The sequence below is a fragment of the Sphingobium sp. RAC03 genome, assembly GCF_001713415.1.
Taxonomy (GTDB): Bacteria; Pseudomonadota; Alphaproteobacteria; order Sphingomonadales; family Sphingomonadaceae; genus Sphingobium.
The window spans coordinates 2497636-2524281 of the sequence record NZ_CP016456.1 but is presented as its reverse complement, the minus strand read 5'-3'; the positions used below and the strand labels follow the sequence as shown (position 1 = coordinate 2524281).

The 26646-nt window shown below is 63.7% G+C and carries 18 protein-coding genes and 1 tRNA gene; 8 read left to right on the top strand and 11 right to left on the bottom strand.

Annotated features, from left to right (window positions below; translation table 11 throughout):
* Positions 1–18 precede the first annotated feature (18 nt).
* From BSY17_RS16790 to BSY17_RS16780, 3 genes are all read right to left on the bottom strand, one after another.
* Entirely contained in the window at positions 19–1866 is a 1848-nt protein-coding gene (locus BSY17_RS16790) for a gamma-glutamyltransferase (RefSeq protein WP_237236356.1), read from the bottom strand.
* Positions 1867–1948: 82 nt separating this feature from the next.
* Entirely contained in the window at positions 1949–2914 is a 966-nt protein-coding gene (locus BSY17_RS16785) for a FecR family protein (protein WP_069066320.1), read from the bottom strand.
* Positions 2850–3392 (bottom strand): RNA polymerase sigma factor, encoded by a 543-nt coding sequence (locus BSY17_RS16780; protein ID WP_237236354.1) that lies wholly within the window; start codon positions 3390–3392, stop codon positions 2850–2852. Before BSY17_RS16780 ends, BSY17_RS16785 begins: the two co-directional genes overlap by 65 nt.
* A 795-nt stretch (positions 3393–4187) precedes the next feature.
* Here BSY17_RS16780 and BSY17_RS16775 point away from each other — a divergent pair.
* Complete coding sequence (locus BSY17_RS16775) at positions 4188–7208, top strand: TonB-dependent receptor domain-containing protein (RefSeq protein WP_069067041.1); 3021 nt, start codon at positions 4188–4190, stop codon at positions 7206–7208.
* On the top strand, positions 7208–9043 hold the full coding sequence (locus BSY17_RS16770) for a gamma-glutamyltransferase family protein (protein WP_069066319.1): 1836 nt from the start codon (positions 7208–7210) through the stop codon (positions 9041–9043). The genes BSY17_RS16775 and BSY17_RS16770 overlap by 1 nt, the downstream gene beginning before the upstream one ends.
* A 46-nt stretch (positions 9044–9089) precedes the next feature.
* Here BSY17_RS16770 and BSY17_RS16765 read toward each other — a convergent pair.
* A tRNA-Leu gene (locus BSY17_RS16765) sits at positions 9090–9174 on the bottom strand.
* Positions 9175–9382: 208 nt separating this feature from the next.
* On the opposite strand from BSY17_RS16765, the gene zwf reads away from it, so the two are divergent.
* From zwf to BSY17_RS16740, 5 genes are all read left to right on the top strand, one after another.
* Positions 9383–10846, top strand: coding sequence for a glucose-6-phosphate dehydrogenase (gene zwf / locus BSY17_RS16760; RefSeq protein WP_069066318.1), 1464 nt, complete (start codon positions 9383–9385; stop codon positions 10844–10846).
* Complete coding sequence (gene edd / locus BSY17_RS16755; protein ID WP_069066317.1) at positions 10839–12665, top strand: phosphogluconate dehydratase; 1827 nt, start codon at positions 10839–10841, stop codon at positions 12663–12665. Before zwf ends, edd begins: the two co-directional genes overlap by 8 nt.
* Positions 12666–12793: 128 nt before the next feature.
* Positions 12794–13774 (top strand): glucokinase, encoded by a 981-nt coding sequence (gene glk, locus BSY17_RS16750; RefSeq protein ID WP_069066316.1) that lies wholly within the window; start codon positions 12794–12796, stop codon positions 13772–13774.
* On the top strand, positions 13771–14391 hold the full coding sequence (gene eda / locus BSY17_RS16745) for a bifunctional 4-hydroxy-2-oxoglutarate aldolase/2-dehydro-3-deoxy-phosphogluconate aldolase (RefSeq protein WP_069066315.1): 621 nt from the start codon (positions 13771–13773) through the stop codon (positions 14389–14391). The genes glk and eda overlap by 4 nt, the downstream gene beginning before the upstream one ends.
* A 40-nt stretch (positions 14392–14431) precedes the next feature.
* Complete coding sequence (locus BSY17_RS16740; protein WP_069066314.1) at positions 14432–14944, top strand: hypothetical protein; 513 nt, start codon at positions 14432–14434, stop codon at positions 14942–14944.
* A 7-nt stretch (positions 14945–14951) separates the two neighbouring features.
* Here the strand turns inward: BSY17_RS16740 and BSY17_RS16735 are convergent, their stop codons facing one another.
* The 7 genes from BSY17_RS16735 to BSY17_RS16705 form a co-directional block, all read right to left on the bottom strand.
* Entirely contained in the window at positions 14952–15527 is a 576-nt protein-coding gene (locus BSY17_RS16735; RefSeq protein ID WP_069066313.1) for a gamma carbonic anhydrase family protein, read from the bottom strand.
* A gap of 1 nt (position 15528) precedes the next feature.
* Positions 15529–16524: a porphobilinogen synthase gene (gene hemB / locus BSY17_RS16730; protein ID WP_069066312.1), complete on the bottom strand. Its 996-nt coding sequence runs from the start codon at positions 16522–16524 to the stop codon at positions 15529–15531.
* Between the two features lie 92 nt (positions 16525–16616).
* Positions 16617–17942, bottom strand: coding sequence for an oligogalacturonate lyase family protein (locus tag BSY17_RS16725; protein WP_069066311.1), 1326 nt, complete (start codon positions 17940–17942; stop codon positions 16617–16619).
* A gap of 2 nt (positions 17943–17944) precedes the next feature.
* The gene (locus BSY17_RS16720) at positions 17945–20662 is read right to left on the bottom strand and encodes an exo-rhamnogalacturonan lyase family protein (RefSeq protein ID WP_069066310.1); all 2718 of its coding nucleotides are present in this window, start codon (positions 20660–20662) and stop codon (positions 17945–17947) included.
* 19 nt (positions 20663–20681) lie between these two features.
* Entirely contained in the window at positions 20682–21368 is a 687-nt protein-coding gene (locus BSY17_RS16715) for a DUF6250 domain-containing protein (RefSeq protein ID WP_069066309.1), read from the bottom strand.
* Between the two features lie 108 nt (positions 21369–21476).
* Positions 21477–24194 carry a TonB-dependent receptor gene (locus BSY17_RS16710; RefSeq protein ID WP_069066308.1) on the bottom strand — a complete coding sequence of 906 codons (2718 nt, stop codon included), beginning with the start codon at positions 24192–24194 and terminating at the stop codon, positions 21477–21479.
* 378 nt (positions 24195–24572) lie between these two features.
* Positions 24573–25355 carry a methyltransferase domain-containing protein gene (locus tag BSY17_RS16705; protein WP_069066307.1) on the bottom strand — a complete coding sequence of 261 codons (783 nt, stop codon included), beginning with the start codon at positions 25353–25355 and terminating at the stop codon, positions 24573–24575.
* Between the two features lie 62 nt (positions 25356–25417).
* Here BSY17_RS16705 and BSY17_RS16700 point away from each other — a divergent pair, with 62 nt between their 5' ends.
* Entirely contained in the window at positions 25418–26641 is a 1224-nt protein-coding gene (locus BSY17_RS16700; RefSeq protein ID WP_069066306.1) for a DUF418 domain-containing protein, read from the top strand.
* The last annotated feature ends 5 nt before the right edge of the window (positions 26642–26646 follow it).

Sequence of the window (26646 nt, the reverse complement as noted above, 5' to 3'; positions counted from 1 at the left end):
AATTTCCCCGATCATTCCCTACCAGCCAAAGACGTAGCGTTCCCGCCGCACGTCCGCGCCGCCGCGCAAGGTGCCGGTTTCAGGCACCACGCCCGCAGCGACGATGCCCGTCGAGACGCCAAATGGCCCCAATACATCCAGCTTGTGCCCCCGCGCGGTCAGCGCATCGCGCACCGCCGGGGGCACGCGATCCTCAATCTCCAGCACGCCCGGCTCGTCCTTCTTGACGCCGAAGGAGCCGTGGAAATGATTGGAATTTATGCGCGGTGCCTCGATCGCCGCCTGGAGCGGCTCACCGAAGGCGAGGACGCGCAGCAGCACGTTCATGATCTGCTGGTCCTGATTGTCGCCGCCCGGCGTACCGATCGCCAGGAAGGGCGCGCCGTCCTTCAAGACCAAAGATGGCGACAACGTCGTGCGCGGTCGTTTGCCGGGAACAAGCACATTCGGGCTGTCGGGATCGAGATCGAAGATCGTCATCCGGTTGCTCATCGGCACGCCGGTATCGCCCGCAATATAGGCACCGCCCAGCATCCAGCCGGAGCTTGGCGTGCAGCTGAACAGATTGCCGTGGCGGTCCACCACTTCGATCGCGGTCGTATCGGCGGTGGGCACCGGCGGCTTTTTCAGCATGCGCGGGGTGAACGAAGGCGTGTCGCGCTTGCGTCCTTCAAAGGCCCAAGGGTCGCCATAGCGATGCTCCAATGACGCATGCGCCCGGATGTCCCTGGCGCGGGCGGCGGCATAGGGTTTGGACAACAGACCTTGCATCGGCACGCTGGCGAAATCGGGATCGCCGAAGAAGGCGTTGCGATCATCGAAGGCGAGTTTGATCGCCTCGGCGAGTATATGCAGATAGGCGTCGCTGCCCGGCGCCATCGCACCGATTCCAGCGGCTTCGGCAATGTTGAGCGCCAGCAGCAGCGCTGGTCCCTGGCTCCAGAAGCCACCCTTGCACACGGTATAGCCGAATACCTGCGCGATCGCCGGTGGTTCGACCCGGCCTTTATAGTTCGCCAGATCCTCATAGCGCATCAGCCCGCCATCGGCTTCCATCGCGGCACCGATGCGGCGGGCGATGTCGCCCTTGTAGAAGGCATCGCGCCCGGCCTGGATCGCGGCCTTGCGGTCCTTCGTCCGGGCGAAGGCCTGTCGATCGGCGGTTGCGATCGTCCGCATCGTGCGTGCGAGATTGGGCTGGCGAAATATCTCGCCGGTGCGCGGCAACCTGCCGCCGGGATAATAGGCGTCATAGGCATTTTTATATTTGGATGTCGCCTTCTGCTGGCTGACGAACACTTCGGCCAGGAAATTATACATGACGAAGCCGTCCGCCAGTTCGATGGCCGGTGCCAACACCTGGTCCAGCGTCATCGTGCCGTTTAGCTGCAGCGCCAGCGCCATGGCGTCCACCATCGCCGGGACGGTGCCGCCATTGGGGCCGTTGCCCGGTATCACGCCCAGCGCGGCGAACTGATCGACGGTCGCAAGCGCGGGGGCTGTCCCCTGACCATTGATGACCGACGCCTTCTTCGTGGCCGCATCATAGATGATGGTGGGGGCTTCCCCGCCAAAGCCGAAATGGGAAATTTCGGTAACGGCGGCGGCAAAGACCGCGGCGACGCCCGCATCGGTCGCGTTGCCGCCTGCCATCAAGATGCGGGTGCCCGCGGCGACCGCATAATGGCGGCCAGCCGCAACGATGCCGAACTGGCCGACGATTTCCGGGCGGAGGGTTTCGCCAGCGCTTTTGAGGCGCGTTGGTTCGGGCGGCGGCGTTTGCGCCTGGGCGCTGGTGCCGATCGGCCCGGCGATCGCGGCGGCTCCGGTCGCCAAAGCCCATTTGCCCAAGGCACGACGGTTCATTCCCGTAATCGGGTTCTCATCGTTCATCGTTGAAACTCCCCGTTTTTTCCTGCGCCGATACGCTTTATCCGGCGCCAATATGTCAGATGGGACCAAGGATGATCCGGTTACCGTCCATCCGCGTCGCCAGGCCCAGGCTTTCGGCTGCCGCCTTCGCAAAGCCATGCGGATCATTGGCGACAAACAGCCCCGTGATCGTTTCCTGCGCGATCAGCGGGTCGGCAATCATGATCTTCTCGTCATTATAACGCGCAAATTCCGCCGCCGCCTGCGCGAGGGAGGTGTCGCGAAAAGCGATCATCCCTTCGCGCCAATAGAGTTCCTGCGCGATCGCATCGGGCGAAATCCGGGCCGTCTCGATGGGACTGGCCGCCGCCGGATCGACCGCTGCGCGCATCCCCTGGACCAGCCGGACCGGCCGGGTCGCGACGTTGCGACGGCTCAGTTCGACCACGCCTTCGCTGACGATCACGCCAACGGCGCGATCCGCTTGCCGCCGGACAGTGAAGGCCGTGCCGACCGCGCGAACCCGCGCATCGCCCGCCTCCACCACGAAGGGGACGGCCTTGTTTTTCGCGACATCGAACAGCGCTTCGCCCCGCGTCAATATCACGGTGCGGGTCTGCGGCGTGAATCGCACTTCGATGCGGCTGGCGGTGTTGAGATTGACCACGCTGCCATCGGGCAGCGCCACCCGCAGCATTTCGCCCTTGGCTGTCTCATAATAGGTGCCCTGCCCCGACAGGTGCAGCCCGACGGCGGCGACCGCCGAGGCCGCAACCGCCGCGCCAGCGCCCCACAGGATTTGCCTGCGCGTCGCGCTGACCTTGGTGGTCGCGGCATGGATCGCCTGTTCGTCGGTTTGCGCCAGTTCGACGCGGGCGAGCGTCGCGCGGGCCATCGCCCAGGCACCCATGCGGCGACTGTCCCCGGCGAGCCAGGCGTCCAGCTCCCGTCTGTCGGCGGCGCTGAGACCAGTCGCGTCACAGCGGGCCGCCCAGAGGGTCGCCTGTTGTTCTATCTCCGCGCTGCTTTCCCTGACTGTCATATGGCTCTGCATTTGAAATTCGGTCGTTAGACGCGACATGGCCGGTTTTTCCGCCACGTCCGAAAATATTTATCAGGGTGCGGATGCCGCGGCCGACATGTTTTTCGACCGTGCTTTCCGACAAACCCAGCTTTTGCGCGGTTTCGCGCTGCGACAATCCATGGACTTTGCGCAGGATGAAAACTTCGCGGCATTTGGCCGGCAACTGGTCGATCGCCTCCGCCACCAACCGGAACTCCTCGCGCTGTTCCGCTTGCACGTCCGGCGGCAGAACCCCGGACTCGATGCTCAGCCGATCAATCTCGCTCAGCGTCTCCATCGAGACGACCGGCGCGCGCCGCACTTCGGTAACGATGACCGAAAGCGCCGCACGAAAGAAATAGGCGCGTGGATTTTCGATATGGTCGACCGACGGCAGGGTCGCGAGCTTCGCATAGGTTTCCTGCACGACATCATCGAGCAGAAAGCCATATTGCACGCGCCCCGCCAGCCAGCGCCGTAGCGCTGGCTCATGCGGACAAATGTGGCGTGCCAGCCATATGGCTCTGCTGTCCAGAATAGGTCGACCCCTTACATCGACGATCGTCTGTAGCAACGAAAGGCAAGCCTAAACCCGCCGGTAGAACGACATGAAAAAAATGTGACAGGCCCGATGGCGGATATTTTTCGCTCTCATGTCTTTCCACTGTGATCTGCGGCAGCATTGGCCTCCATGCCGCGATCTGGAGAGGATGTCGGGCACCCGAAGAGGGGCCGATCGGCATCGCCTGGCCGGGCGAGTGAGTCGGCCCATGAACGGAATTTGAGTGAACGATCGACCACTGCGTGGCGCCTTGGCTGCGTGCGTCCGCTGGCGCGCGTCTGTGTGGGAGGGAAATGGGGGAACATGATGAACAAGACGAAGATCTTTACCATGCTGCTGGGGAGCAGCGCTGCTGCACTGGCGCTGACAAGTGGGGCAGCCAGCGCCCAGCAACGCAATTTCGACCTGCCAGAAGGACGCGCGGTGGATACGCTGCCCTCCTTCGCTTTGCAGAGCGGCCTGCAGATCATCGCGCCATCCAAAAAGCTGCGTCACAGCCGCACGCCCCGTCTCTACGGCGCGCATGATGCGCGTCAGGCGCTCAAGCATATCATCCGGGGCACCGATCTCGTCATCTCCTCCGACCGCAACAATGTCGTCACCCTGCGCGATCGCAGCCTCAGCGCCGAACCCGGCGCGGTCGCGGCCTTGAAGCCGATTGCTTTTGCGCAACTGGAGACGGGCGGCACCATGTCGGACGCGCCGACCATGGGGTTGCCCGCTGAACCGCAAGGCGAAAGCCGCGCCGAAATCGTCGTCGTCGGCACCCAGATTCGCGGCGCGAAGACCACGGGCGCTCTGCCCGTGACCGTGGTTGGTCAGGAACAGGTCGATGCCGTGGCCGCCGTTTCCGGCGCGGATCTGTTCCGTTCCATCCCGCAGCTGGGGGGCGTAACCTTCAACGAACAGGTGCTGGGTGGCGGATCGGGCAATGCCGCGCGCGGCGACGTATCCACCGTATCGCTGCGCGGCCTGGGCCAGGGCAATACGCTGCTGCTGATCAATGGCCGCCGCACCGTGCTGCATCCCACATCGCAGGCGATTACCGGGGTGATCGATTCCGGCGTGCCGACCTTCGGCTTCAACGCCAACACCATTCCCGTCGGCGCGATTGAGCGCGTCGAGGTGCTGCGCGATGGCGCCGCTGCGCTCTATGGATCGGATGCCGTCGCCGGCGTCGTCAACAATGTGCTCAAATCCAATTTCACCGGGGCCACGTTCGACGCGCAATATGGCGGGGCGGAAGGGACCAATTTGCGCGAATTCACCGTCAATGGCCTCGTTGGATTCAATTTCGGCGGCGGCCGGGGCAATGTGTCGCTCTTTGGCGGCTATGCGCAAAAGTCCAAACTCTATCTGCGTGACCAGGACTATACGGCCACGGCCGACCGGCGATCCTTCGTCGCGGGCACGCCCTTTGCCAACAATGCAAGCTTCAACGGGACATCGACCAGTACACCCTGGGGCACGTTCCAGGCCACTGGGACCGGAGTGATCACCAGCAATGGCGTCGCGCTTACCAATGCATCGCGCCAATTCCACATCCAGCCATCGACCAATGCCGGTTGCCAGGTTGCGGCCGGTACGCCGGGCATGTGCTATGATGATGGCAGCGGCACGACGCAGATGGCGAACGTCGATTCCAACCTGCGCTTCAACCCGAATGCGACATTTGCCGACCTGACCACCCAGCCATCGGTCAAGCGCATCAACCTGTTCAGCTTCATCAATTATGAACTGACCGACAATCTCGATTTCTTCGGCGAACTCGGTTTCTACCAGGGCAAGACCGAAGCCAATATCGGCACGGGCGGATCGCTCGCCAACATCCCGATCACAGTGGCGGCGGACGCCTATTGGAACCCCTTTGGCCCTGTCGGCTCGCCCAATCGTCTTCCCGGCCTCAACATCCCCGACGAAGGACTGCCCGTTACCATCCGCAGCCTCAACTATGTCGATGTAGGGCTGCGCAACGTTAATGTGACCAACCGGCAATATCGCATTCTCGGTGGCCTGCGCGGCATGTTCGGCGACTGGAACTGGGAGTCGGCGGGGCTATATAGCTGGGCGACGGTCAAAGACACTATGGACGGCACGTCCAGCAGCCTGCTGCAAGCGGCGATCAACAAGACGACGTCTGATGCCTATAACCCATTCAATGGCGGCAGCCTGTCTGATCCCTCGGTTGGTGACGGCACGCCCAATGCCGATGCGATCGTCGACAGCTTCCGCATCCAGTCCACCCGTCGCAACAAGACGTCGCTGGCGCTTTGGGATTTGAAGATTTCCAATGCCAATCTGATCGGTCTGTGGGCGGGGAACAGCATCGGCATCGCCACCGGCGTCGAGTTCCGGCGTGAAACCTTCGACGATAATCGCGATCCCCGGCAAGGTGGCGTGGCAGGCACCGATATCACTTACACCGATGCCGTGACGGGCATCTTCTACGGGTCGGACCTGATGGGGGCCAGCCCCAGCCCCGACGTATCGGGCAAGCGCAAGGTCTGGTCGGCCTATGCCGAAATCGCCCTGCCTTTGGTCAGCCCGGACATGGAAATCCCCATGATCCGCTCCTTCGATATCCAGATCGCCGGACGCTATGAGCGGTATAGCGATGTGGGTGACGTCGCCAAACCCAAGGTCGCAGCGAGCTGGGATCTGTTGCAGGGCTTCCGCCTGCGCGGTTCCTGGTCGCAGGGTTTCCGGGCGCCGAACCTGGAAGTCATCAACACCGCGACGCTAGATCGCGTCAACGGCGGCACCGAATATGTGCTGTGCGAAGCCGACCTGCGCGCCGGGCGCATCAGCAGCTTCTCCCAATGCGCGCGCAACGTGTCGGTGCTGCGGCGGTCGGGCGGCAATCCTGATCTGAAGCCCGAAGAATCCACCAGCTGGAACTTCGGCGCCGTGTTCCAGCCGCCGCTGCCCGAAGGTTGGGGCAATGTGACCTTCACCGTCGATCGCTGGCGCATCAAGCAGAAGGGCGTCGTGGGTCTGCTCGATTATCAAAATGCGCTCAATCTCGACTATCTGCTGCGGGTCCAGGGCAGCAGCAATCCCGCCGTCGTGCGCCGCGAACCGACGGCGGACGACATCGCGCTGGTGGCGGGCACGGGCTTGGCACCAGTGGGCGAGCTGCTCTACGTGACGGCCCCCTTCCAGAACCTGCTGCCGATCCAGGTCGATGGCATCGACTTCAACCTGGACTATCGCGTCGGCACCACCAACTTCGGCAAGTTCGGGCTGAACGTGAATGCCGCGCGCCTCATCAAATATCAGCTCGACGCCCCGGCTGCCGTGCAGGCGGTGACCGATGGTCAGGCGGCTGGCGAGATCAACGCGGCCGTGCCTGTTCCCGGCGGTGGCGATGTCGTCGGACGCGACGGTCAGCCACGCTGGCGCATTTCCGCCAACCTGACCTGGGACTATGGCCCAGTGACCATCGGTGCCTTCACCCAGTTCATCGATGACGTCTATCAGGACGCGGTGTTCGATGCGGACGGCAACCGGTTCGTGGTCAAGGGGCAGACGACCGTGAACCTCTATGCCACCTATAAATTCGACAGCGGCATGATGAAGGGAACGGCGATCACCGTGGGCGCGCGCAACATCTTCGACAAGGATCCACCGCTCGCGTCGGGCGGCTATCTGTCCAGCCTGTATCAGCCGCAGGCGCGCTATTGGTACACCAGCATCAAAAAGTCCTTCTGATGTGGGATGAAGGTCTGGCCCGTCGCGATCTGATCGCGGCGGGGTTCGCGGGCGCAGCGCTGCTCGGCCTGCCCGGTCGAACGGCTCTGGCCCAGTCGGGGGACAAGGCACCCGATGCGCCGCGCAGCAGCCCGGCGGTGGCAAGGGCGCACCGCGTTGAAGTGCCCATGCCCCATGGCGGGGTCGCGGCGGGGCACCCGCTGGCAGCGATGGCGGGGACGCGCATGCTGATGCAGGGCGGCACGGCAGCGGACGCAGCCGTTGCCGCCATGGCGGTGATGAACGTGGTCGAACCCTGGGCATCGAGCGCGGCGGGCAATGGTTTTGCCACCTGTTTCGAACGGCGCAGCGGCAAGGTCCAGTCCCTCGCTTTTACCGGCGGTGCGCCTGCCCTGCTCGATCCGAACGTCGATCCCAAGGAACTGGACAGCGGGCACAAGGCTGTGGCGGTGCCGGGCGCGTTCGGTGGCTGGATCGCGCTGGCCCAGAGATATGGGCGGCTGCCGCTGGCGACATTGCTCGAACCCGCCATCGGCTATGCGCGCGATGGTCATCCGCTCGATGCCTCGATCGCGATGTTCATCCGCCGCCAGCAAGCGGTACTGGCGCGCCATCCGACCAGCGCGGCTATCTTCCTGCCCGATGGCCAGCCACCTGCGCCGCGTTCTATTTTCCGCAATATACCGCTGGCGCGCACCTTCCAAAGTCTCGCCGACGCGGAAACGCGGGCGCTCAAAGGCGCGGCCGACCGGGACCAGGCGCTGTCCGCCGCCTATGATCATTTCTACATCGGCCCGATCGCGCAGGACATGACCCGCTTTTCGCAGGCCAATGGCGGCTGGCTGCGCATGGAGGATATGCGCAGCTATCGCCCGGTCTGGGACAACCCCGTTTCGACCGTCTATCGCGGGATGGATGTTTATTGCAGTCCGCTAACCTCGCGCACCGGGCTGGAACTATGCGAACAGCTCAACATCGTGGAGGGCTGGGATCTCGCGTCCCTTGCCAGCGATCGCGCCAGCCTCACGCATCTGCTGATCGAGGCGATCAAGATCACGAAGGCTGATGTCTATCGCTACGCGGGCGATCCTCGGTTCGTCGATGTGCCCGTCGCGACATTACTATCCAAGGATTTCGCCGCGACGCGACGCAAACTGATCGACCGCATGCACGCCATCGCCTTTCCCGAAGGCGCTGCACTGGCCACGGGCAAGCAACCTGATCGACCCGCCGCCGATGAAAACACGCGCGGCGGCGACACGACGAGCCTGTCGGTGGTGGACAAGGAAGGCAATGCCATTGCCGTCACGACGACGATCGGCGGCGGCTTTGGGACTTCGGTGGTGATGGGCGACACCGGCCTGTTGTGCAACAATGGCCTGCGCGTTGGATCGACGGCACCCTATCCCGGTCATCCCAATGCCGTGGCACCGGGCAAGCGTGCGCTGCTCGGCAACGGCCCCATCATCGTGCTGGACAAGGGGCAATTGAAGCTGGTGTGCGGCACGCCAGGCGGCGAGACGATCGGGCAGACCCAGTTCCAGTTCCTCGTCAACGCCCTCGACCTCGGCATGCCGATCCAGCAGGCGATAGAAGCGCCCCGCTTCGCGCTCAATGCCAAACCCAGTTTCTACAAGCCGGGTGCTGCCATCACCATACAATTGGAAGACCGTTTCGCGCCCGCGGATGTCTCGGCGTTGAAGGCCAAAGGCCATAGCGTCGAGATGGTCGGCGCCTTCGCCATCGGCAGCATCCAGGGCGTCATGGTCGACCCGTCCGGCGCACGCATGGGCGGCAGCGATCCCCGCCGCATGGGATATGCGGTAGGCTATTGAAAAGATTTTGCTGTTCATCCGGTATGATCATCAGTCTGATCATATTTGGTGCGGGCGGTCGGAATCGAACCGACACTCCTTGCGGAACCGGATTTTGAGTCCGGCGCGTCTACCAGTTTCACCACGCCCGCACGGCTGGGAGAGGCCAAATGGCAAAATCCGACGCGGGCGTCCAGCCGAAAATGGCTTTGGCTGTCGCCAACATCAATTGGCGGCGGTTTTCGGCATATGTTGCGATGCGGGCCAAGGGGCGATAGCCTGACTTGCGCTATGATCCGCCCGCGTTATAAGTGCCGCTTCGTGCAGACATAGATAATTTCAACGGAGAAGGACCATCCTTTGACCGAATCGTCTGCCACGTTCCTGTTATTTGGTGCCACCGGTGATCTGGCGCGCCGCATGATCTTCCCCTCGCTTTACAATCTGTTGGCGGATGGCCTGCTGCCTGACGATTTCCTGATCGTCGCGTCGGCACGGTCGCCGATGAGCGACGAGGATTTTCGGGCCGATGTCGATGCCGCATTGCGCCAATTCCTGGCGTCGGATCGCTATGATGCCGCGACCGCCGAGACCTTCGGCCAGATGATCGTCTATCAGCCGGTCGAGGCGGGCAAGGCCGAGCAGTTCGTCGCGCTGGCTGATCGGATCGATGGGCGGTTGGAGCGCGGCCTGTCGGTCTATCTTTCCACCCCCCCGTCCCTGTTCGCGCCCACCGCGCAAGGGCTGGCGCAAGCGGGCCTTATCACGCCGCTGACGCGGATCGCGATGGAAAAGCCGATCGGCAAGGATCTGGCTTCGTCCAAAGAGGTGAATGACGGCATCGGCGCGATGTTTGCCGAAGAGCAGATTTTCCGCGTCGACCATTATCTGGGCAAGGAAACGGTCCAGAACCTGCTGGCGCTGCGTTTCGGCAATGTGATGTTCGAGCCGCTGTGGAATGCCACCGCGATCGATCATGTGCAGATCACCGTGGGCGAAACGGTAGGTTTGGAAGGCCGCGTATCCTATTATGACGGCGTCGGCGCGCTGCGCGACATGGTGCAGAATCATATGCTGCAAATTCTGTCGATCATCGCGATGGAGCCGCCCGCGCGCATGGACCCGACCGCCGTGCGCGACGAGAAGGTGAAGGCGCTGCGGTCTTTGCGGCCGATGACGGCGGAAACGGTCAAGACGCATAGCGTGCGCGGCCAATATACGCCGGGCGCGGTCGGTGGCCAGATCGTGACCGGCTATGCCGACGAACTGGGCCAGCCATCGGACACCGAAACCTTCGTGGCCTTGAAGGCGCATATCGACAATTGGCGGTGGCAGGGCGTGCCCTTCTACCTGCGAACCGGCAAGCGGATGCCCGCGCGCCAGTCCGAAATCATGATCCAGTTCAAGCCGGTGCGCCACTCCATCTTCGGCCGCGACGGGCATGGGACCGGACTGGAGCCGAACACGCTGATCATCCGGTTGCAGCCGGAGGAATATATCCGCCTGCTCATCATGTCGAAGCGGCCGGGGCTGGAGCGGCAGGTGTTGCTGGACGAGGTGACGCTGGACGTATCGCTGACCGCTGCCTTTGCCGGACAGCGTCGCCGGATCGCCTATGAACGGCTGATCCTGGACCTGCTGGCGGGGGACCAGACGCTATTCGTGCGCCGTGACGAGGTGGAGGCGCAATGGACATGGATCGATTCGATCATCGACGGGTGGAAGGACGCCAATATGAAGCCCGCCGCCTATTCATCGGGGAACTGGGGGCCGTCATCGGCCATTGCCCTTATCGAACGTGACGGAGCAAGCTGGCATGAGTGAACTAAACCCCGTAATCGCCAAGGTGACCGAGCGCATCGTCGCGCGCAGCGCCAAGCGGCGGCGCGCTTATCTCGACCTGATCGAGCGCGGTCGCGAAGCGGGCACCAATCGCGATCAACTGTCCTGCGGCAATCTGGCCCATGGCTTTGCCGCCAGCGGCGAGGACAAGCCAGCGATCCGCACAGGCCAGGCGATGAATATCGGCATCGTCACCGCCTATAACGATATGCTGTCGGCGCATCAGCCCTATGGCCGCTACCCCGAACAGATCAAGATTGCGGCGCGCGAAGTCGGCGCAACGGCGCAGGTCGCAGGCGGCGTGCCCGCCATGTGCGATGGCGTGACGCAGGGCCAGTCGGGCATGGAATTGTCGCTGTTCAGCCGCGACACCATCGCGCTGTCGACTGCCGTGTCGCTCAGCCATGCGATGTTCGAAGGCGTCGCGCTGCTCGGCATTTGCGACAAGATCGTGCCGGGGCTGTTGATGGGGGCGCTGCGCTTTGGCCATCTGCCCACCATCCTCATTCCCGCCGGGCCGATGCCATCCGGCCTCGCCAACAAGGAAAAGGTCCGCATCCGTCAGCTCTATGCCGAAGGAAAAGTCGGCCGCGATGAATTGCTGGAGTCCGAAAGCGCCAGCTATCATGGCGCGGGCACCTGCACTTTCTATGGCACGGCCAACTCCAACCAGATGATGATGGAAGTGATGGGGTTGCACATGCCCTGCGCCTCCTTCGTCAATCCGGGCACGAAGCTGCGCAGCGAACTGACCCGTGCGGCCACGCATCGGCTCACCAGCATCGGGTGGGACGGCGAGGATTATCGCCCGCTCGGCCATTGCGTCGATGAAAAGGCGATCGTCAACGCCATCATCGGCCTGATGGCGACCGGTGGCTCGACCAACCATGCGATTCACCTGCCCGCGATTGCGCGGGCCGCTGGTATCAGCATCGATTGGACCGATTTTGCCGAGATCTCCGACGTCGTGCCGCTGCTGGCGCGGGTCTATCCCAATGGATCGGGCGATGTGAACCATTTTCATGCGGCAGGCGGCATGAGCTTCATCATCCGCGAGCTGCTGGATAGTGGCCTGCTCCACCGCGACATCCTGACCGTCGCGCGCGGCGACCTGACCGACTATGGTAAGGAGCCGGTGCTGGAGGACGAAGCGCTGCAATGGCGCGACGTGCCCGTATCGCGCGACGAGAATATGCTGCGGCCCGTGTCCAATCCGTTCAGCGCGGATGGCGGCATGCGCTTGCTGGCGGGCAATCTTGGCCGCTGCGTGATGAAGGTCAGCGCGGTCGATCCGGCGCTGTGGACGATCGAAGCGCCCGCCGCCGTCTTCCATACGCAGGACGATGTGCTGCGCGCGTTCAAGGCGGGTGAACTGGAGCGGGATGTCGTGGTCGTCGTCCGCTTCCAGGGGCCAAGGGCAAATGGCATGCCTGAACTGCACAAGCTGACCCCGGCGCTGGGGGTGCTGCAGGATCGTGGGTTCAAGGTCGCGCTGGTCACCGACGGGCGCATGTCCGGCGCATCCGGCAAGGTGCCCGCCGCCATCCATCTGTCGCCCGAAGCCCTTGGCGGCGGTGCCATCGCCAAGCTGCGCGATGGCGACATCGTGCGGGTCTGCGCGCAGCAGGGCGTGATCGAGGCGCTGGTCGATGCAGCGGAGTGGGACGCGCGCGATATGCCGCCTGCCCCGCCCGCGCCCTATGATACGGGCCGGGAGCTGTTCGCGCTGTTCCGCCATCATAGCGATCTGGCGGAACAGGGCGCATCGCCGCTGCTCGCCGCGATGGAAACCGAGCTTTGACCCACTAACCGCCGTCATTCCCGCGAAGGCGGGAACCCATCTCCCAGCGTTGCGGCCAAGGCCAAGGCCGGAGATGGATCCCCGCTTTCGCGGGGATGACGACCAGAATATGTTTGAGGGGCCTGACCATGACCGACATCATCGCCGCCGACATTGGCGGCACCAATGCGCGCTTCGCCCGTGCATCGCTCGACGACCGCGGCGTGCCGACGCTCGGCACCGTGCGCAAATATAAGGTTGCCGACTATCCGAGCCTGCAATCCTGCTGGCAGGCTTTCGTCGATGACGAGACGGCGGCTGACCCCACGCCGCTGCCGGACGCCGCCGCCATCGCCTTTGCCACCGCGATCGGGCGCGACGTCATCAAGCTGACCAACAGCAATTGGGTGATCCGCGCCGACACGCTGGCCGAAGATCTGGGCGTGAGCCAGGTGCGGCTGGTCAATGATTTCGAGGCCGTGGCCCATGCCGTGTCCCGTCTGCCCGACGAGAATCTGCCGTTGCTGTTCGGCGAGGACCGGCCCTTCCCGCGCGATGGCGGGGTGACGATCCTTGGCCCCGGCACGGGCCTTGGCGTCGCGATGATCGCCTATGATGAGGGGCATCCCCATGTGATCGCGACCGAAGGCGGGCATCTTGACTTCGCGCCGCTTGATCATATGGAGGAGAAGATCCTCTCTTACCTGCGCGACAAATTCCTGCGCGTCTCGACCGAACGGATCGTGTCGGGGCCAGGCCTCAACTATATCTACAAGGCGATGGCGACGATCGGCCATGATCGTGTCATGCTGATGGAAGACCCCGAATTGTGGCAGAGCGCGCTTGATGGGACCGATCCTTTCGCCCGCGCCGCGCTTGAACGCTTTTGCTTGTGCTACGGGTCGGTCGCGGGCGACCTGGCGCTGGCGCACGGACCCCATGCCGTCGTGCTGGCAGGCGGGCTGACGCAGCGGATGCGCGACTTCCTGCCGCACAGTGGTTTCCATACCCGTTTCAAGGCCAAGGGCCGGTTCGAAAGCCTGATGGCGAGCGTGCCAATCCGCCTGGCCGTCCATGATGAAATCGGCCTGTTCGGGGCCGCTGCCGCCTTTAGGGAGATGAAGAAATGAGCAAGCTGACCGTCGAACAGGTGATGGAACTCGCCCCGGTCATTCCGGTGTTGGTGGTCGATCGGGTGGAAGATGCGCTCACCATCGCGCGCGCGCTGGTCGCGGGCGGTCTGCCCGCGCTGGAAGTGACGCTGCGCACCCCCGCTGCGCTGGATGTCATCCGCGAGATGAGCAAGGTCGAGGGGGCGATCGTCGGCGCGGGCACGGTGCTGAACCCCGCCGATCTCGATGCCGCGATGGAAGCGGGCGCGCGCTTCATCGTCAGCCCCGGCCTCACCAAGCCCTTGGGCAAGGCAGCGATCGCGGCGAAAATCCCCTTCCTGCCCGGCACGGCAACGGCGGGCGACATCATGCGGGGGCTGGACATGGGGCTGACCCATTTCAAATTCTTCCCCGCCGAAACATCCGGCGGCCTGCCCGCGCTCAAGGCCTTGGCCGCGCCGTTGCACATGGCGCGTTTTTGCCCGACCGGCGGCATCACCGCCAAATCCGCGCCCGAATGGCTCGCCCAGCCCTTCATCAAATGCGTTGGCGGCAGCTGGATCGTGCCCAAGGGGCCAGTCGATGGCGCAAAGATCGAGGCGCTGGCGAGGGAAGCCGCTGCGCTTCCCCGCTGACGCCATTGCGCCTGCCCGCCCGCTTGCCTAGATGGACGCTATGAACCCGCGCCGCCTTCTTGCCACGCTTGCCCTGCTGCTGTCCGGTTGTACCGGATCGCAGCAAGGCTATCCATCGCTTGCCAAGCGGGCGGTGGAGGGCGCGCCGATGGCGGAGATCGCGCCGCCCCCTGCCCCGATCGCAGCCGATGCGCCGCTGACGGCGGAAATTGCCCGCTATGTGGCGCAGGCGGACAAGGGGCGCAGCGCCTTCGATGACGCCTTTGTCCGGGCCGATCGGGCAGCAAAGGCCGCATCAGGCGCCGGTGTATCAAGTGATGCCTGGGTTGCGGCGCAAGTCGCGATCAGCGCGCTCGAAGCGGCGCGCAACGACAGCGTGTCGGCGCTCGCCAGCCTCGACACCCTCTATGTCCAGCGCAGCAATGCCATTGCCGATGGCCGCGAACGGGGCGGCCTGGCCGAAATCGACACGGCCCGCGTCGCGACGCTGGCGATGGTGGACAGTCAGAATGACCGAATCGACGGAATGAAGGGCCGCCTCGCGCAGCCCTGACCAGCCGTCAGTCCAGGGCCTCCTTCACCGCGCCCTTATGCGCCTTGGCATAATGGACATAGCGGTCCGCCCCGCCGCGCAACTGGACCAGCGCATCATCCGACAGGTCGCGCATATATTTGGCCGGACGTCCCGCCCATAGCTGGCGATGGGGCAGCGTCTTGCCCGGCGAGAGCAATGCACCCGCCGCCAGCATCCCGTCGCTTTCGACCACGCAGCCATCCATGACGATCGCGCCCAGTCCGACAAAGGACCGATCCTGCAGGGTGCAGCCATGGATCATCGCCATATGGCCGATCAGCACATCTTCACCGATGATCGTCGGCCAGCCTTCGGTAGGACGGCTGATGCCATCGCCGGGGCTGTCGCAATGGATCACGCTGCCGTCCTGCACATTGCTGCGCGCGCCGATCCGTATCTGGTTCACATCGGCGCGAATGACGCAATTATACCAAATGCTGGCATCCTCGCCGATCTCGACATCGCCGATGATGCGACATCCCGGCGCGATGAAGGCGCTGGGGTGGATCAGCGGTGCCTTGCCGTTGAAGGGGATGATGGAGGCATCGGGGTAGTCGCGCATCCTACGCACCCAGCAGGCGCGCGGCGTGCAGCGCATGATAGGTCAGCACCCCGGAACAGCCCGCCCGCTTGAACGCCATCAGCGTTTCGAGGATCAGCGCGTCGCGGTCCCCCGCGCCCGCAGCCGCGGCATGTTCGATCATCGCATATTCGCCCGACACCTGGTAAGCGAAGACCGGCACTTCGAACCGTTCCTTCACCCGTCGGACGATGTCGAGATAAGGCAGGCCGGGCTTGATCATCACGCTATCCGCCCCTTCGGCCAGGTCGAGCGCCACTTCGCGCAAGGCTTCCTCGCTATTGGCCGGGTCCATCTGGTAATTTTTCTTGTCGCCTTTCAGCAGCCCGCGCGAGCCCACCGCGTCGCGGAAGGGGCCATAAAAGGCACTCGCATATTTGGCGGCATAGGCCATGATCTGGACATTGGCGTGGCCGCTTTCTTCCAACGCCGCGCGGATCGCGCCCACCCGGCCATCCATCATGTCGCTCGGCGCGATAATGTCTGCGCCCGCCGCCGCCTGGTTGAGCGACTGGCCGATCAGCACATCGACTGTGGCGTCATTGACGACATAGCCGGTGCCGTCGAGCAGCCCGTCCTGGCCATGGGCGGTATAGGGGTCGAGCGCCACATCGGTCAGGATGCCGATGTCGGGCACTGCATCCTTGATCGCGCGGATGGCGCGGCACATGAGATTATCGGGATTGAGCGCTTCGGCTCCATCGTCGCTGCGCCGGTCGGACTGGGTGTTGGGGAATAGCGCAAGGCAGGGAATGCCGGCATCGCGCGCGTCGCGGGCGCGGTCGACAATGCCGTCCACCGACCAGCGCGATACGCCGGGCAGCGCGGCGATGGGTTCCTCGACCCCCTGCCCCTCGGTCACGAACAGCGGCCAGATCAGGTCGGCAGGCGCCAACCGGTTTTCAGCAAACATCGCCCGGCTCCAAGCCGAGGCACGAGTGCGGCGCAAGCGTAGCGCCGGATAAGGGGCATGGGTCATGGCGCCGGTCTAGGCGCGGGGCGGCGGGGGATCAAGGGCAAGCCGGGATCGAGCCAGTTCAGCGCGCAGTACCCAACCCGGCCACGGCAAACCTATGAGCCGCTACCTTTCCTTATCTCGGCGGCATAAATGTGCGGCGCGCCGTCCATGTTGGAGCGGAAGATCATCCATTTGCCATCGGGCGTGAAGGTGATGTTGGGTTCCAGCCGATAGTCATGCTTGCGCATGTCCACGATCTTTTCGACCCCGAACGTCCCCGGCGCGATCAGGTCGGCGGCGTTGTCCGCGTGGATGCCGGCGACATCGGGTATGGCGCGCGGGGTGAAGAGGTAGAGATATTTGCCATCGGGCGCATGGGCGACCATCTCGCTATCGCCGCCATCGCCTGAAAAATGGCGCATGTCGGGCGCCTGATTATAATGGACCGACCATTGGTTGCGATCGACATGATACCATTGCCGCCGTCCGGTGGCGATCTCATAGCCCGCCAGCCAGAAGACTTCGCCGCGTGGCGTCTGCAGATCGTACCAGATCCAGGCGCCATCGGGTGAGAAGAACTCATGGCCCGCAATTTCCATGTTCATGATCCGCTTGTGGATCAACTGTTTGCCACTGCCATCGGTGCGGATCGTCCAGATCCGGTCGACCTTGTGCCACGGCCCTTCGTGGCAATACATGATGAGGCCGGGATCGGTCGGCGAAAATTGGATATGGTTGAGCCAATCCGTCGAGGCGACGACGACCTTCCGCTCGCCCGTGCGGATGTCGATGGTGAATATCTCCATCGGGATTTTCGCTTCCAGCCGCTCGTTCAGGCGCACTTCCTTGGCCTCGGCAAAGCTGAGCGGCTTTCCGTCCGGTCCATTGGCGGCATAATGGGCCTGGCCGAAGGTCTGCTTGATCTCCGGCGTTCCGGCCTTTTGCGTGCCATCGGGCTGCAGCGGCTTGTCGCTGGCGGCCCATTGGCCAAGCAGCAGCGTCTCGTCAGCATTGATCGACCCTATCGAACCGCCATCGACCGTCGCGATTTTGCGGGTCTTGCCGCTGTCGATATCCGCCATGAAGATGGTGGTGCCCCCCGCCCCATCGCCGCGCTTGCGGCTGGCATAATAGGCCGTGCGGGTCTTGCGCCCGGTGAACAGCAATTGCAGATCCTTGCCCCTGACCAGCGGCTTGATGGTCCAGTCGGCCAGCGTCATCACCGCGATGCCGTCCGGCGTCGATATCACCATCTTGTCGCCCTGGGGCGTATAGCTGTTCTGGTGGAAATAGAGGCTGGCGCTGCCCGGCTGGTCGGTCAGCCGCAGGACACGGTGTCCGGTCGTCTGGTCGATCCATTCGGCGGCCGGCTTTGCCTGCACGGCCCCGGCGAGGCCAACCGCCGCCATCGCGGCCCATCCGATCATCGCTTTGCGCATCCTCAATTCCTCTTTTCTGCGGCAGCCCATTCCAGTGCGTCGGGAATGAGTGCCAGATTCTGGATCGCCGCCAATCCCCATTGCGATGCGGCGTTGGTGGAGACCCCAGGCCACTCGACGGTCGGGCCGACGAAATCGGGGCCGCTATGGGCGACCCGTGGGTCGCCATCCGACAGCCCCAATCCGGCCTCGCCGCCCAAAAATTCCCGCGCGGCGCGTGTCGATAGCGCGGCATCGCCGGTTTCCCGTGCGACATAAGCCGTCAGGCGGGAATGCCCTTCCTTCAGGTTCCGCTTGCCGAAGGGCAGAGAAAAATGGGCTTCCCATTCCTGCGGCGAGGCGTTGAACCAGCGGCAATAGTCCAGCCATGCCGCCCGATAGCGCGGCACGTCGATCAGTTGGAGCAATTCGGCATTCACTTCAAACGCGCCGAATACGGCGTTGAGATGCGAGATGGATATATTGTCGCCCGGCCCGATGAAGCGCCCGGATTTGAGATCATAGGGGGCGCTGCCCGCCAGCCAGCCATATTTCAATCGCCCGATACTATCCATGCCGGCGACCAGCCGGTCCCGCCACCGCACGTCGCCCGTCCGTTCCCATTCCGTCAGCCAGGCCGCCGCAAGCGACCCCCAGACGGTGCCGAAACTGAAATCCACGACGCCTTCGGGGAGGGTCTTGCGCTCGGCACCGGGCACCTTGCGGCCGATCTCGACATGGGTCAGCGCCTGGTCCGAGGGAACCAAAGCGCGCATCAGGTCGCCGACCCGTTCATCGCCGGTCAGATAATAGAAGATGCGACGATAGGCGGCGTTGCTGACACGCGGCTGTTTGGAGCTGTCGCTCCAATGCTGGACGCCATGTCGCGTGCCAAGGCCCGCAAAGCGACCAAGATGATAGACATCGACCTCGCCGGTATGGCGGGTCATCGCTTCGGCGAGGCGGAATGCACGCGCCCGGCCGCTGCGCAGCACGTCATACCAAAGCCACAGGTCGGGCGACAATTCGCTATTGGCCCAGGCATAGCCGCCAATATCATAGCGCCAGACGTGCCGATCCTCGTCATATGTGTGCATGACATCGCCATGGTTCCAGAAGCCATACCAGCCGCGCCGGTCGACCTCTTCGGCATAGAAATCGACCAGATTGACCAGTTGATCCTCGATCCGCGCCTTCAGCGGGCTGGATCGGTCGGGCAGGCTCCAAATGCCCAGCACGTCGGCCGCGTGAATGCGTTCGGGCGTCACCATCAGTTGCGGCGGCGTCGCATTGGCTTGCGCCATCGCCGCCAGATGCGCCGCGTCGGGCGTTGCCGCGCAGGCCCAGAGTGTCAGTTCGCTGGTGCGGGCCGCGCCGGTCGCGCTATCCCAGCCGGGCTCATAATCCTCATAGGTGATGTCCAGCCCTTCATTCTGGGCGGCATAGGCTTCCATGCCCATGACGTCCCTGTAAGGGCGCATGTCCATCGGCTGTGCGTTGGAGGACCAGAGCCAGGCGGTGAGCGACGCCTGGTCCGTGTCGGCCCCGCTAATGTCGATCTGCGCGGGATGCCGCTGCCAGAAATAGCGCGCCGCGATCGCGACGCCCCCGGTGGGCGATCCGACATAGCCAAGGCCCTGCGAGCGCGTTCCCGATGTCGCATCGATCCACGCCTGCCCGGCCTTGGTCCGCTTGGTGATGGTAAAGCCGTCGGCGGAGAGCTGGCTCAGCGTGAAATCGCCCCAGGTCGGGATGCGGCCGAGCAGATTGCGGACCGTCGGTGCCATGGCGTCGATAGCCACGGCTTGGCCCGCAATCTGCGCCTTGCGCGCGGCCGCACCCGGATCGCGGCGCAGGCCGGTCAGCGGCCGGACCGCCTCGCTGAACAGGGCGTCTGCGCCCGTGCTGATCCGCACATGACGGTCGTGCGGCGCAGCATCAATCGGCACCTGCGCCTGCAGGCCGAGGCCGCTGATGAAATCCCTGGCCGGATCGCCGTCGAAGATGAAACTATGCACGACGCGCAGATGATCGGCCCCTGCATAGGCATAAAGGCGGACGACAAACGGCAGCCAGGCGCGCCCCTGCCCCTCATGCATCCCTTCCAGTTTTACGACGGCGCGCACCGGCCCCTTTTGTTCGACCGTCGCCTTGTCGATCCGGCCGGTGAAATGGCTGCGCTCGCCACCTTGCGGTGCGCTGTCCACGCTGGCGATCAGCGCCAGCGATCCCATGACGGTCCGCTCGCCTGCTTTGGCCGAGTGGATGATCGAATTGCCCGACGTGCCGATCGTCCACTGGACCGAGCCGACGGTGATGACGATCCGGTCGGCCGTTTCGCGCAACAGGACCGGCGCGGGGGGCGCGACGGGCTTGCCCTGGACGACCGTCATGCTTGCCGACGGGGTGTCTCCGGCTGGCAGCGCGTGTGCGGTCCATTTGAGCGATCCATCCGGCCAAGTGGCCAAGGGCCAATGCTGCGATGGCAGAGCCTTGCCCTCGGCGTCCTTGACGGACAGGGCGACTCCGGCGCGCAATGCCCCTTGCGGCCATGGCACGCCAAAGGTCTGGCCAAGCGAAAGCGGCGGCGCGGCATCGTCGATCCAGCGCACGGGCGTCGACGGCACGCTGCCGCCGCGCACGTTCGCGGGCCGTGCAGCGGCAGGCAGGAGCGCCGAAGCGCCGGTCAGCAGGCCAAGCCTCAGGCTGTCCCGGCGGCTGACTATGATCCCGGTCTTCATCGGCGTTCCGCTCCTTTTGTCAGCCATGGGTGATGGTCAGGTTGCGGACCTGAATGTGGCTCTGCGTGGTGCGCAGCCCGAAATGACCACGGCGATAGGGGGCGGGGTCGTCCATCTCGAACAGGGGCGCGCCATCGCGCTCGACCGCGATATGATGGCCGTTGGCGATCAGGCCAATGGCGAACCAGGCGTTGGGTGTCAGCATGTCCGCCTTTGCCAGTCGGTCATGGTCGGGCAGCAACGGTCGTTCCCCCACCCGGCCGACATAGCGGCGCATCCGCGTCGTGCTGTTGCGGTTGCCGCCGATACCGACATAATAGGTCTTCAGCCTATCATAATCCTCGAACGCGCCGCTGCGCCGTCGGCCCAGCACCGACCCATCTGGCACGGCAGGGTCGGTCGCCATCCAGAAGGCGTTGACGTCGCTGACCGCGTCATGGGGTCCGCCCTGCGCCACGGCGCGCACCTCATAGCGGATCGCGACGGGTGCCACGAGGGCGGGCAGAAACCAGAGCGTGACCCCGGCGGGGGCGTCGATGTCCAAAATGCCATCCCGTGCCGAGACGCGGGCATCGCCGATCGCTTCCATCCTCCACTGTTTGAGGCCGCCGCGAAAATCATCGCCCGAAACGGTGCGTCCGCCATCCGCGCGTGCGGCGACCGGTGCCAGCATCAGCGACATCAGCATCGTGCGGCGGTCGAACATGGCGCTATTCCCGGTTCAGGCTGAACAAAGAAATGCTGCGGGATCGGGAGAAGGGGGAGATCCCGCAGCAAGAGCCGTGGTCCAGAAGGGGAACCACGGGGGAGCGGATCAGAGCTTGAACCGAATGCCGCCATAGACACGACGCCCGAAGGTTTCGATGATCGTGCGGCGATAGATGCTGTTGGCATTCTCCTTGCGCGTGGCATCGAGCAAGTTGACGCCTTCGAGGAACAGCGAGACATCCTTCATCAGATTGAGGTTGAGCGATGCGTCCAGCTGGCCATAGGCTTCGCCGAATTCGGGGTTGTTGCCACGCCCGACCGCCGTGATCAGATATTTCGAGCGCCAATTATAGGCGCCACGGATGCTGAAGACATCATCCTCATAATAGGCCGAAATATTGTAGCTTTTGCGGGACAGACCCTGGAACGGCAGGGAATCGCCGGTGAAGAAGTCCTTGCCTTCATAACCGCTATCCTTCGAGTAAGTGAAGTTCGCGATCACGCCCATATGTTTGACCACAGGCACGTTGATGAAATCGAACGCGACCTGTGCGCCCGCTTCGATGCCGTTGATCGTCACCTTCTGCGTTCCGTTGCTGGGCACCGTGATCGCATAGGTGACACCATTGGCGTCCGTGAACGGCTCCGTCGTATTCTGGATGAAGGAACCGATTTCCTTGCGGAAATAGGTGACCGAGGCAAAGCTCGTCTTGTTGATATAATATTCCAGACCCGCATCATATTGGCGTGCCCGGAACGGCTGGAGCGCGGGATTGCCGCGTGAACCCGACAGGCCCACGACATCCAGGGTGAACCGCGGAGCAAGCTGCTGCGGCAGTGGTCGGGCCATCACTTCGCTGGCCGTCAAACGCGCCATCAGCGTGTTCGGGATCAGTTCGGCTTTGAGGTTGATGGATGGCAGGAACTCGGTGTTCTTGCTGTCAAAGGCAACCGGGCTGATCAGCGCGGGCTGACCGCCTGGCCGCGCCGTCCGCAGGAAACCGGACGTATCGACCTGCGTATTGACGACCCGCGCACCGGCGACGCCGCTGACCGCGACCGATCCGACATCAAAGGCGAATGATGCCTGCGCATAGCCAGCAATATTGCGCTCGCCGACTTCCCATGTGTCGGTGAAGACCTGGCAAGTGCCATCCGCATTGGCGGGGCAGCCACCGGGCGCGAACGGGTCGGGCACCCCGACCGCATCCGCGACCGCCTGGGTCATGTTCAACCAGCCTGTATAGCCGCCATCGAAGCCCAGATTTCCGGTGTTGAAGAAGGGCGACGTGCCAAGGCCCGCATTGCCGGCGACAATGGCGCTGATCTGGCTCTGCACCGCAGGGTCGCTAAAGCCGTTCAGCGTTGTCGTCCGGCTGAAGAAACGGCTCTTGACGGTCAGGTCGCGATATTGACCACCGACCTTGATCGACGTGAGGAAGCCCGTGTCGAATGTATATTCGGCGTCGAGCTTCGCCATTTTTTCCGCCTGATCGTCGTAACGCGGGCGACGCAGCACGGTCAGCTGGTTGATCCCGGCGATCGTGGTCGGATCATTAGGCAGGATGATCTGGGGCGCTTGCTGGGGATTGTCATAATCTACGATCAGGCTAGACATGCCGGTCACCGCCGCCGTCGCGTTGATCTCATTATTATAGGCCTGCGCCTTGGAATAGGAGATTTTGGGGCTGAGCTTCAGATTGCCGCTGGTCCAATCGGCACCCACGGCGAGATTATAGGTGGTGCGCCGGATGTCGCCCAATATGTTGCGATAGGATACGCCCAGCTGGCTGGTCTGCGCCAAAGCCGGGTTGTTGATCATCTCAAGATGGGTGACGGTATTGTCCGGGCCAATGACGGTATTGGCGACATCGACCAATCCGCCACTGGTCCCTGTTTGCAGGAATTGCGATGTGACCGACTGGTTGGACCGGGTCCAATTCCCCTCCATATAAGCGGTCAGATCATCGCTCGGCCGCCATTCGAGAATGCCGTTCAGCGCATAACGTCGCGTTTCGAGGCGGTTGATGACGTAACGGGGAATGTCGGGGAAGAAGTCGGCCGCGCCGTCTTCGTTCAAATCATAGGCTTGCAAGCCCGGCGTCGTCCGGTCGCTGTCCAACCGAACCCAGCCGGTGGTACGCGCCTGATGGCTTTCCACATTGCGGTTTTCGAACGTGCCCGACACCAACACGCCAAGTTTGCCGTCGGCAAAGGTGTCGCTGGCAATCAGGGCAACGCGCGGGTCCATATAGTCGGCAATGTCGGAATAGATCGCCTGCGCCGATCCGGCGACATAGGTTTTGCCACCATTGTCGAACGGGCGCCGGGTAATGACGCGCACGGTGCCACCGACGCCGCCTTCCGTCATGTCGGCCGTTGCGGACTTGACGACTTCCAGCCGGTTGACGAATTCGGAGGGCAGGTCGCGGAAATCGACATCGCGGCCGCCGCCTACCGTGGTGGACAAAGCGGTCGTACCATTGATTTCGACGCGATTGAGCGACGGGTCGGCACCGCGGATGGTCACGCCAGCGCCTTCGCCATCGGCGCGCGAAAGCTGCACACCGGTCACGCGCTGCAGCGCTTCGCCGATATTCTTGTCGGGAAATTTGCCGATATCTTCGGCCGAAATCGCGTCCAGCACTTGCGGCGCATTGCGCTTGGCGTTCAACGCCCCCTGCAAGCTGCTGCGGATGCCGGTGACGACGATGTCGCTATCGCTCGCCGCATCCTGCTGCTGCGCGGTCGCTGTACCGGCGGAAAGCAGAAACACAGCCATGGCGGCGCTCGAAACCAAGGCGCCGTTCCTGGAAAACTTCATCAACCATCCTCCCCAAATCAATGCACATAATGCTGGGCGTTGAGCCAGTGGGCGACTTGACCTGCCGCCTCGTTCAAACCCGTTAGTTCCATATATTGGACTTACATATCTATATATGGACATTTTCTCAGAGGTAAAAATTGCGATGAAGCGAATAATATGCGCGGCGAACTGTTTATTTGAGAACGAAAATCATAGAAATCCCACATGGTGGAATATGACCGTTCCACATTCTAGGAAATCTTGCCCGTTACGGCGGTTATGACTCTTCGCTGGCGGAACCAGAGGTGCGCGCACGGATGGAGATGATTGACGTTCAAAGCTGGTGAATGGCGAGCAGAGCGGCTTCCGCCGGAAGCGGACTTCTAAAGGTTGTCGCTAAAACTTCGTCCGGGTTATTCGGCCCAGCAGCAACGCATAGCTGTCGCACCCGCCGCCAGCGTCATAAGCCGCCATCACGCGCCGCAATGTGCCGACGTCCAGCGGTTGCCGCCCTTCGCCCGGCACGACCGCGCCGATGCCCTTGAGATGCGCCAGCAACGCTCGCGCGCCTACGCCGTCCAGCGCGACCGTCTCATCGAACGCGAAGGCATCGTCATAGCCGGCCAGCATTGCCCGCAGCGCCGCCAGGGTCGGATAATCAGGCACCCCGCTTGTGACACCGCAGGCGGCATGGGCCGCGCGCCATTGCGCGAAACTGCCCTGCCCCATGGTCGAGAAGATCAGGCTGCCCCCCGGCCGCAACAGGCCCGCCAGCCGCGCAATCGCGCCCGGCAGATCGTCAAACCATTGGAAAGTGAGGCTGGACAGGATGAGGTCGAACCACGGCCCCTCGAAGATCGGCGCTTCGCCATCCATCGTCAGGAACCGGCCCGCCACCAGTCCGCCGGACGCCGCCTTGGCCAACATGCCGGGCGACAGGTCGGTCACCACCAGTTCCGCGCCGGGCCAGCGCGCCTGCACGTCACGGGTCAGAAAGCCGGTGCCGCAGCCAATCTCCAATATCCGCTCAACCCCATGGGGCTTTTGCCGCTGCGCCAGGTCCGCGACCAGCCCCGCCGCCAGCCGCTGCGGCCCGGCATGATCCTCATAGCGGGCCGCCGCTGCGCCGAACGCATCGCTTATCCGTTGCTTGCGCCATTGCCTGGAGCCATCAATCATGGCTAGGCGAATGGCAGAGCCAGCCCCGCTTGACCAGTCATCCCAAGAGGAAATCGCCGCCCATGACCCCTGCCCCCCGCATCCCCGCCATGGACGTGCTGCGCGGTTGCGCGGTGATGGGCATAGTGTGGATGAACATCACCGCCTTCGCCCTGCCCCAGACCGCCTATTTCAACCCGGCCGCTGTCGGGCCGCTGTCGGGCGGCGATATTGGTTTCTGGGCTGTCAGCCTGATATTCATCGACGGCAAGATGCGCGGCCTGTTCGCGCTGCTGTTCGGCGCGTCGATGTTGTTGCTGATCGACCGGGAGGAAATGGCGGGCCGCGACGGTCGCCGCGCGCAGATGGTCCGGGCGGGTTGGTTGTTCGTCATCGGCGCCGCACATTTCCTGCTGCTCTGGTGGGGCGACATATTGCGGGTCTATGCGGTGGTCAGTCTGTTCGCGCTGCTGTTCGTGCATCTCGAACCGCTTGCGCTGATCAAGCGTGCCTTCCTGTTCTTCCTGCTGCAATTCCTGCTGGTCGCGGCGTTCATTGGCAGTCTCTATCTGTGGAGCCACGCCGCTGGCCTGCCGGACGCCAGCGCGGCCACCCGCGCCGCTTTTGTCGATTTCATGGGGACGTTATCGGACCCGGCCAGCCCCGCCATCCAGAGCGAAATCGCCACCTACCGCAGCGGCTATGGCACGATATTGGCGCACAAGATTGCGGGGATTCCGGGCGAGTGGCTGTGGGGTTTCCTGTTTACGGCCTTTGAAACGCTCGGCTTCATGTTGCTTGGCATGGCGATGCTCAAGGGCGGCTTCCTGACCGGCCAGTGGGACAGCGAACAATATCGCCGCACCGCGCGCCATTGCTTCCTGATCGGCGTGCCGCCCATGGCCGCACTGGCGCTGTGGGTGTGGTGGAGCGGTTTTGCCCCGTTGCCCGCCTATGGCGTGGCACTGACCTGGTCGCTGCCTTTCCGCATTCCGTTGACCGTGGGTTGGGCGGCGCTGATCCTGTGGCTCCTAGCGCGCTATGGCGAGCATAGCCTGGTCGCGCGGCTCGCCGCGACCGGGCGGATGACGCTCAGCAATTATCTCGGCACCAGCCTGGTCATGACCACCATCTTCTATGGCTGGGGACTGGGCCTGTTCGCGCATGTGTCCCCGGCGCTACTGCCGTTGTTCGTCCTCGCGTCCTGGGCGGTGATGCTGCTCTGGTCGCCCTGGTGGGCGGCGCGCTTTGGTCAGGGACCGATGGAGCGGGTGTGGCGCGGGCTAGCGCGGATCGGGCAGCGATGAGGGTC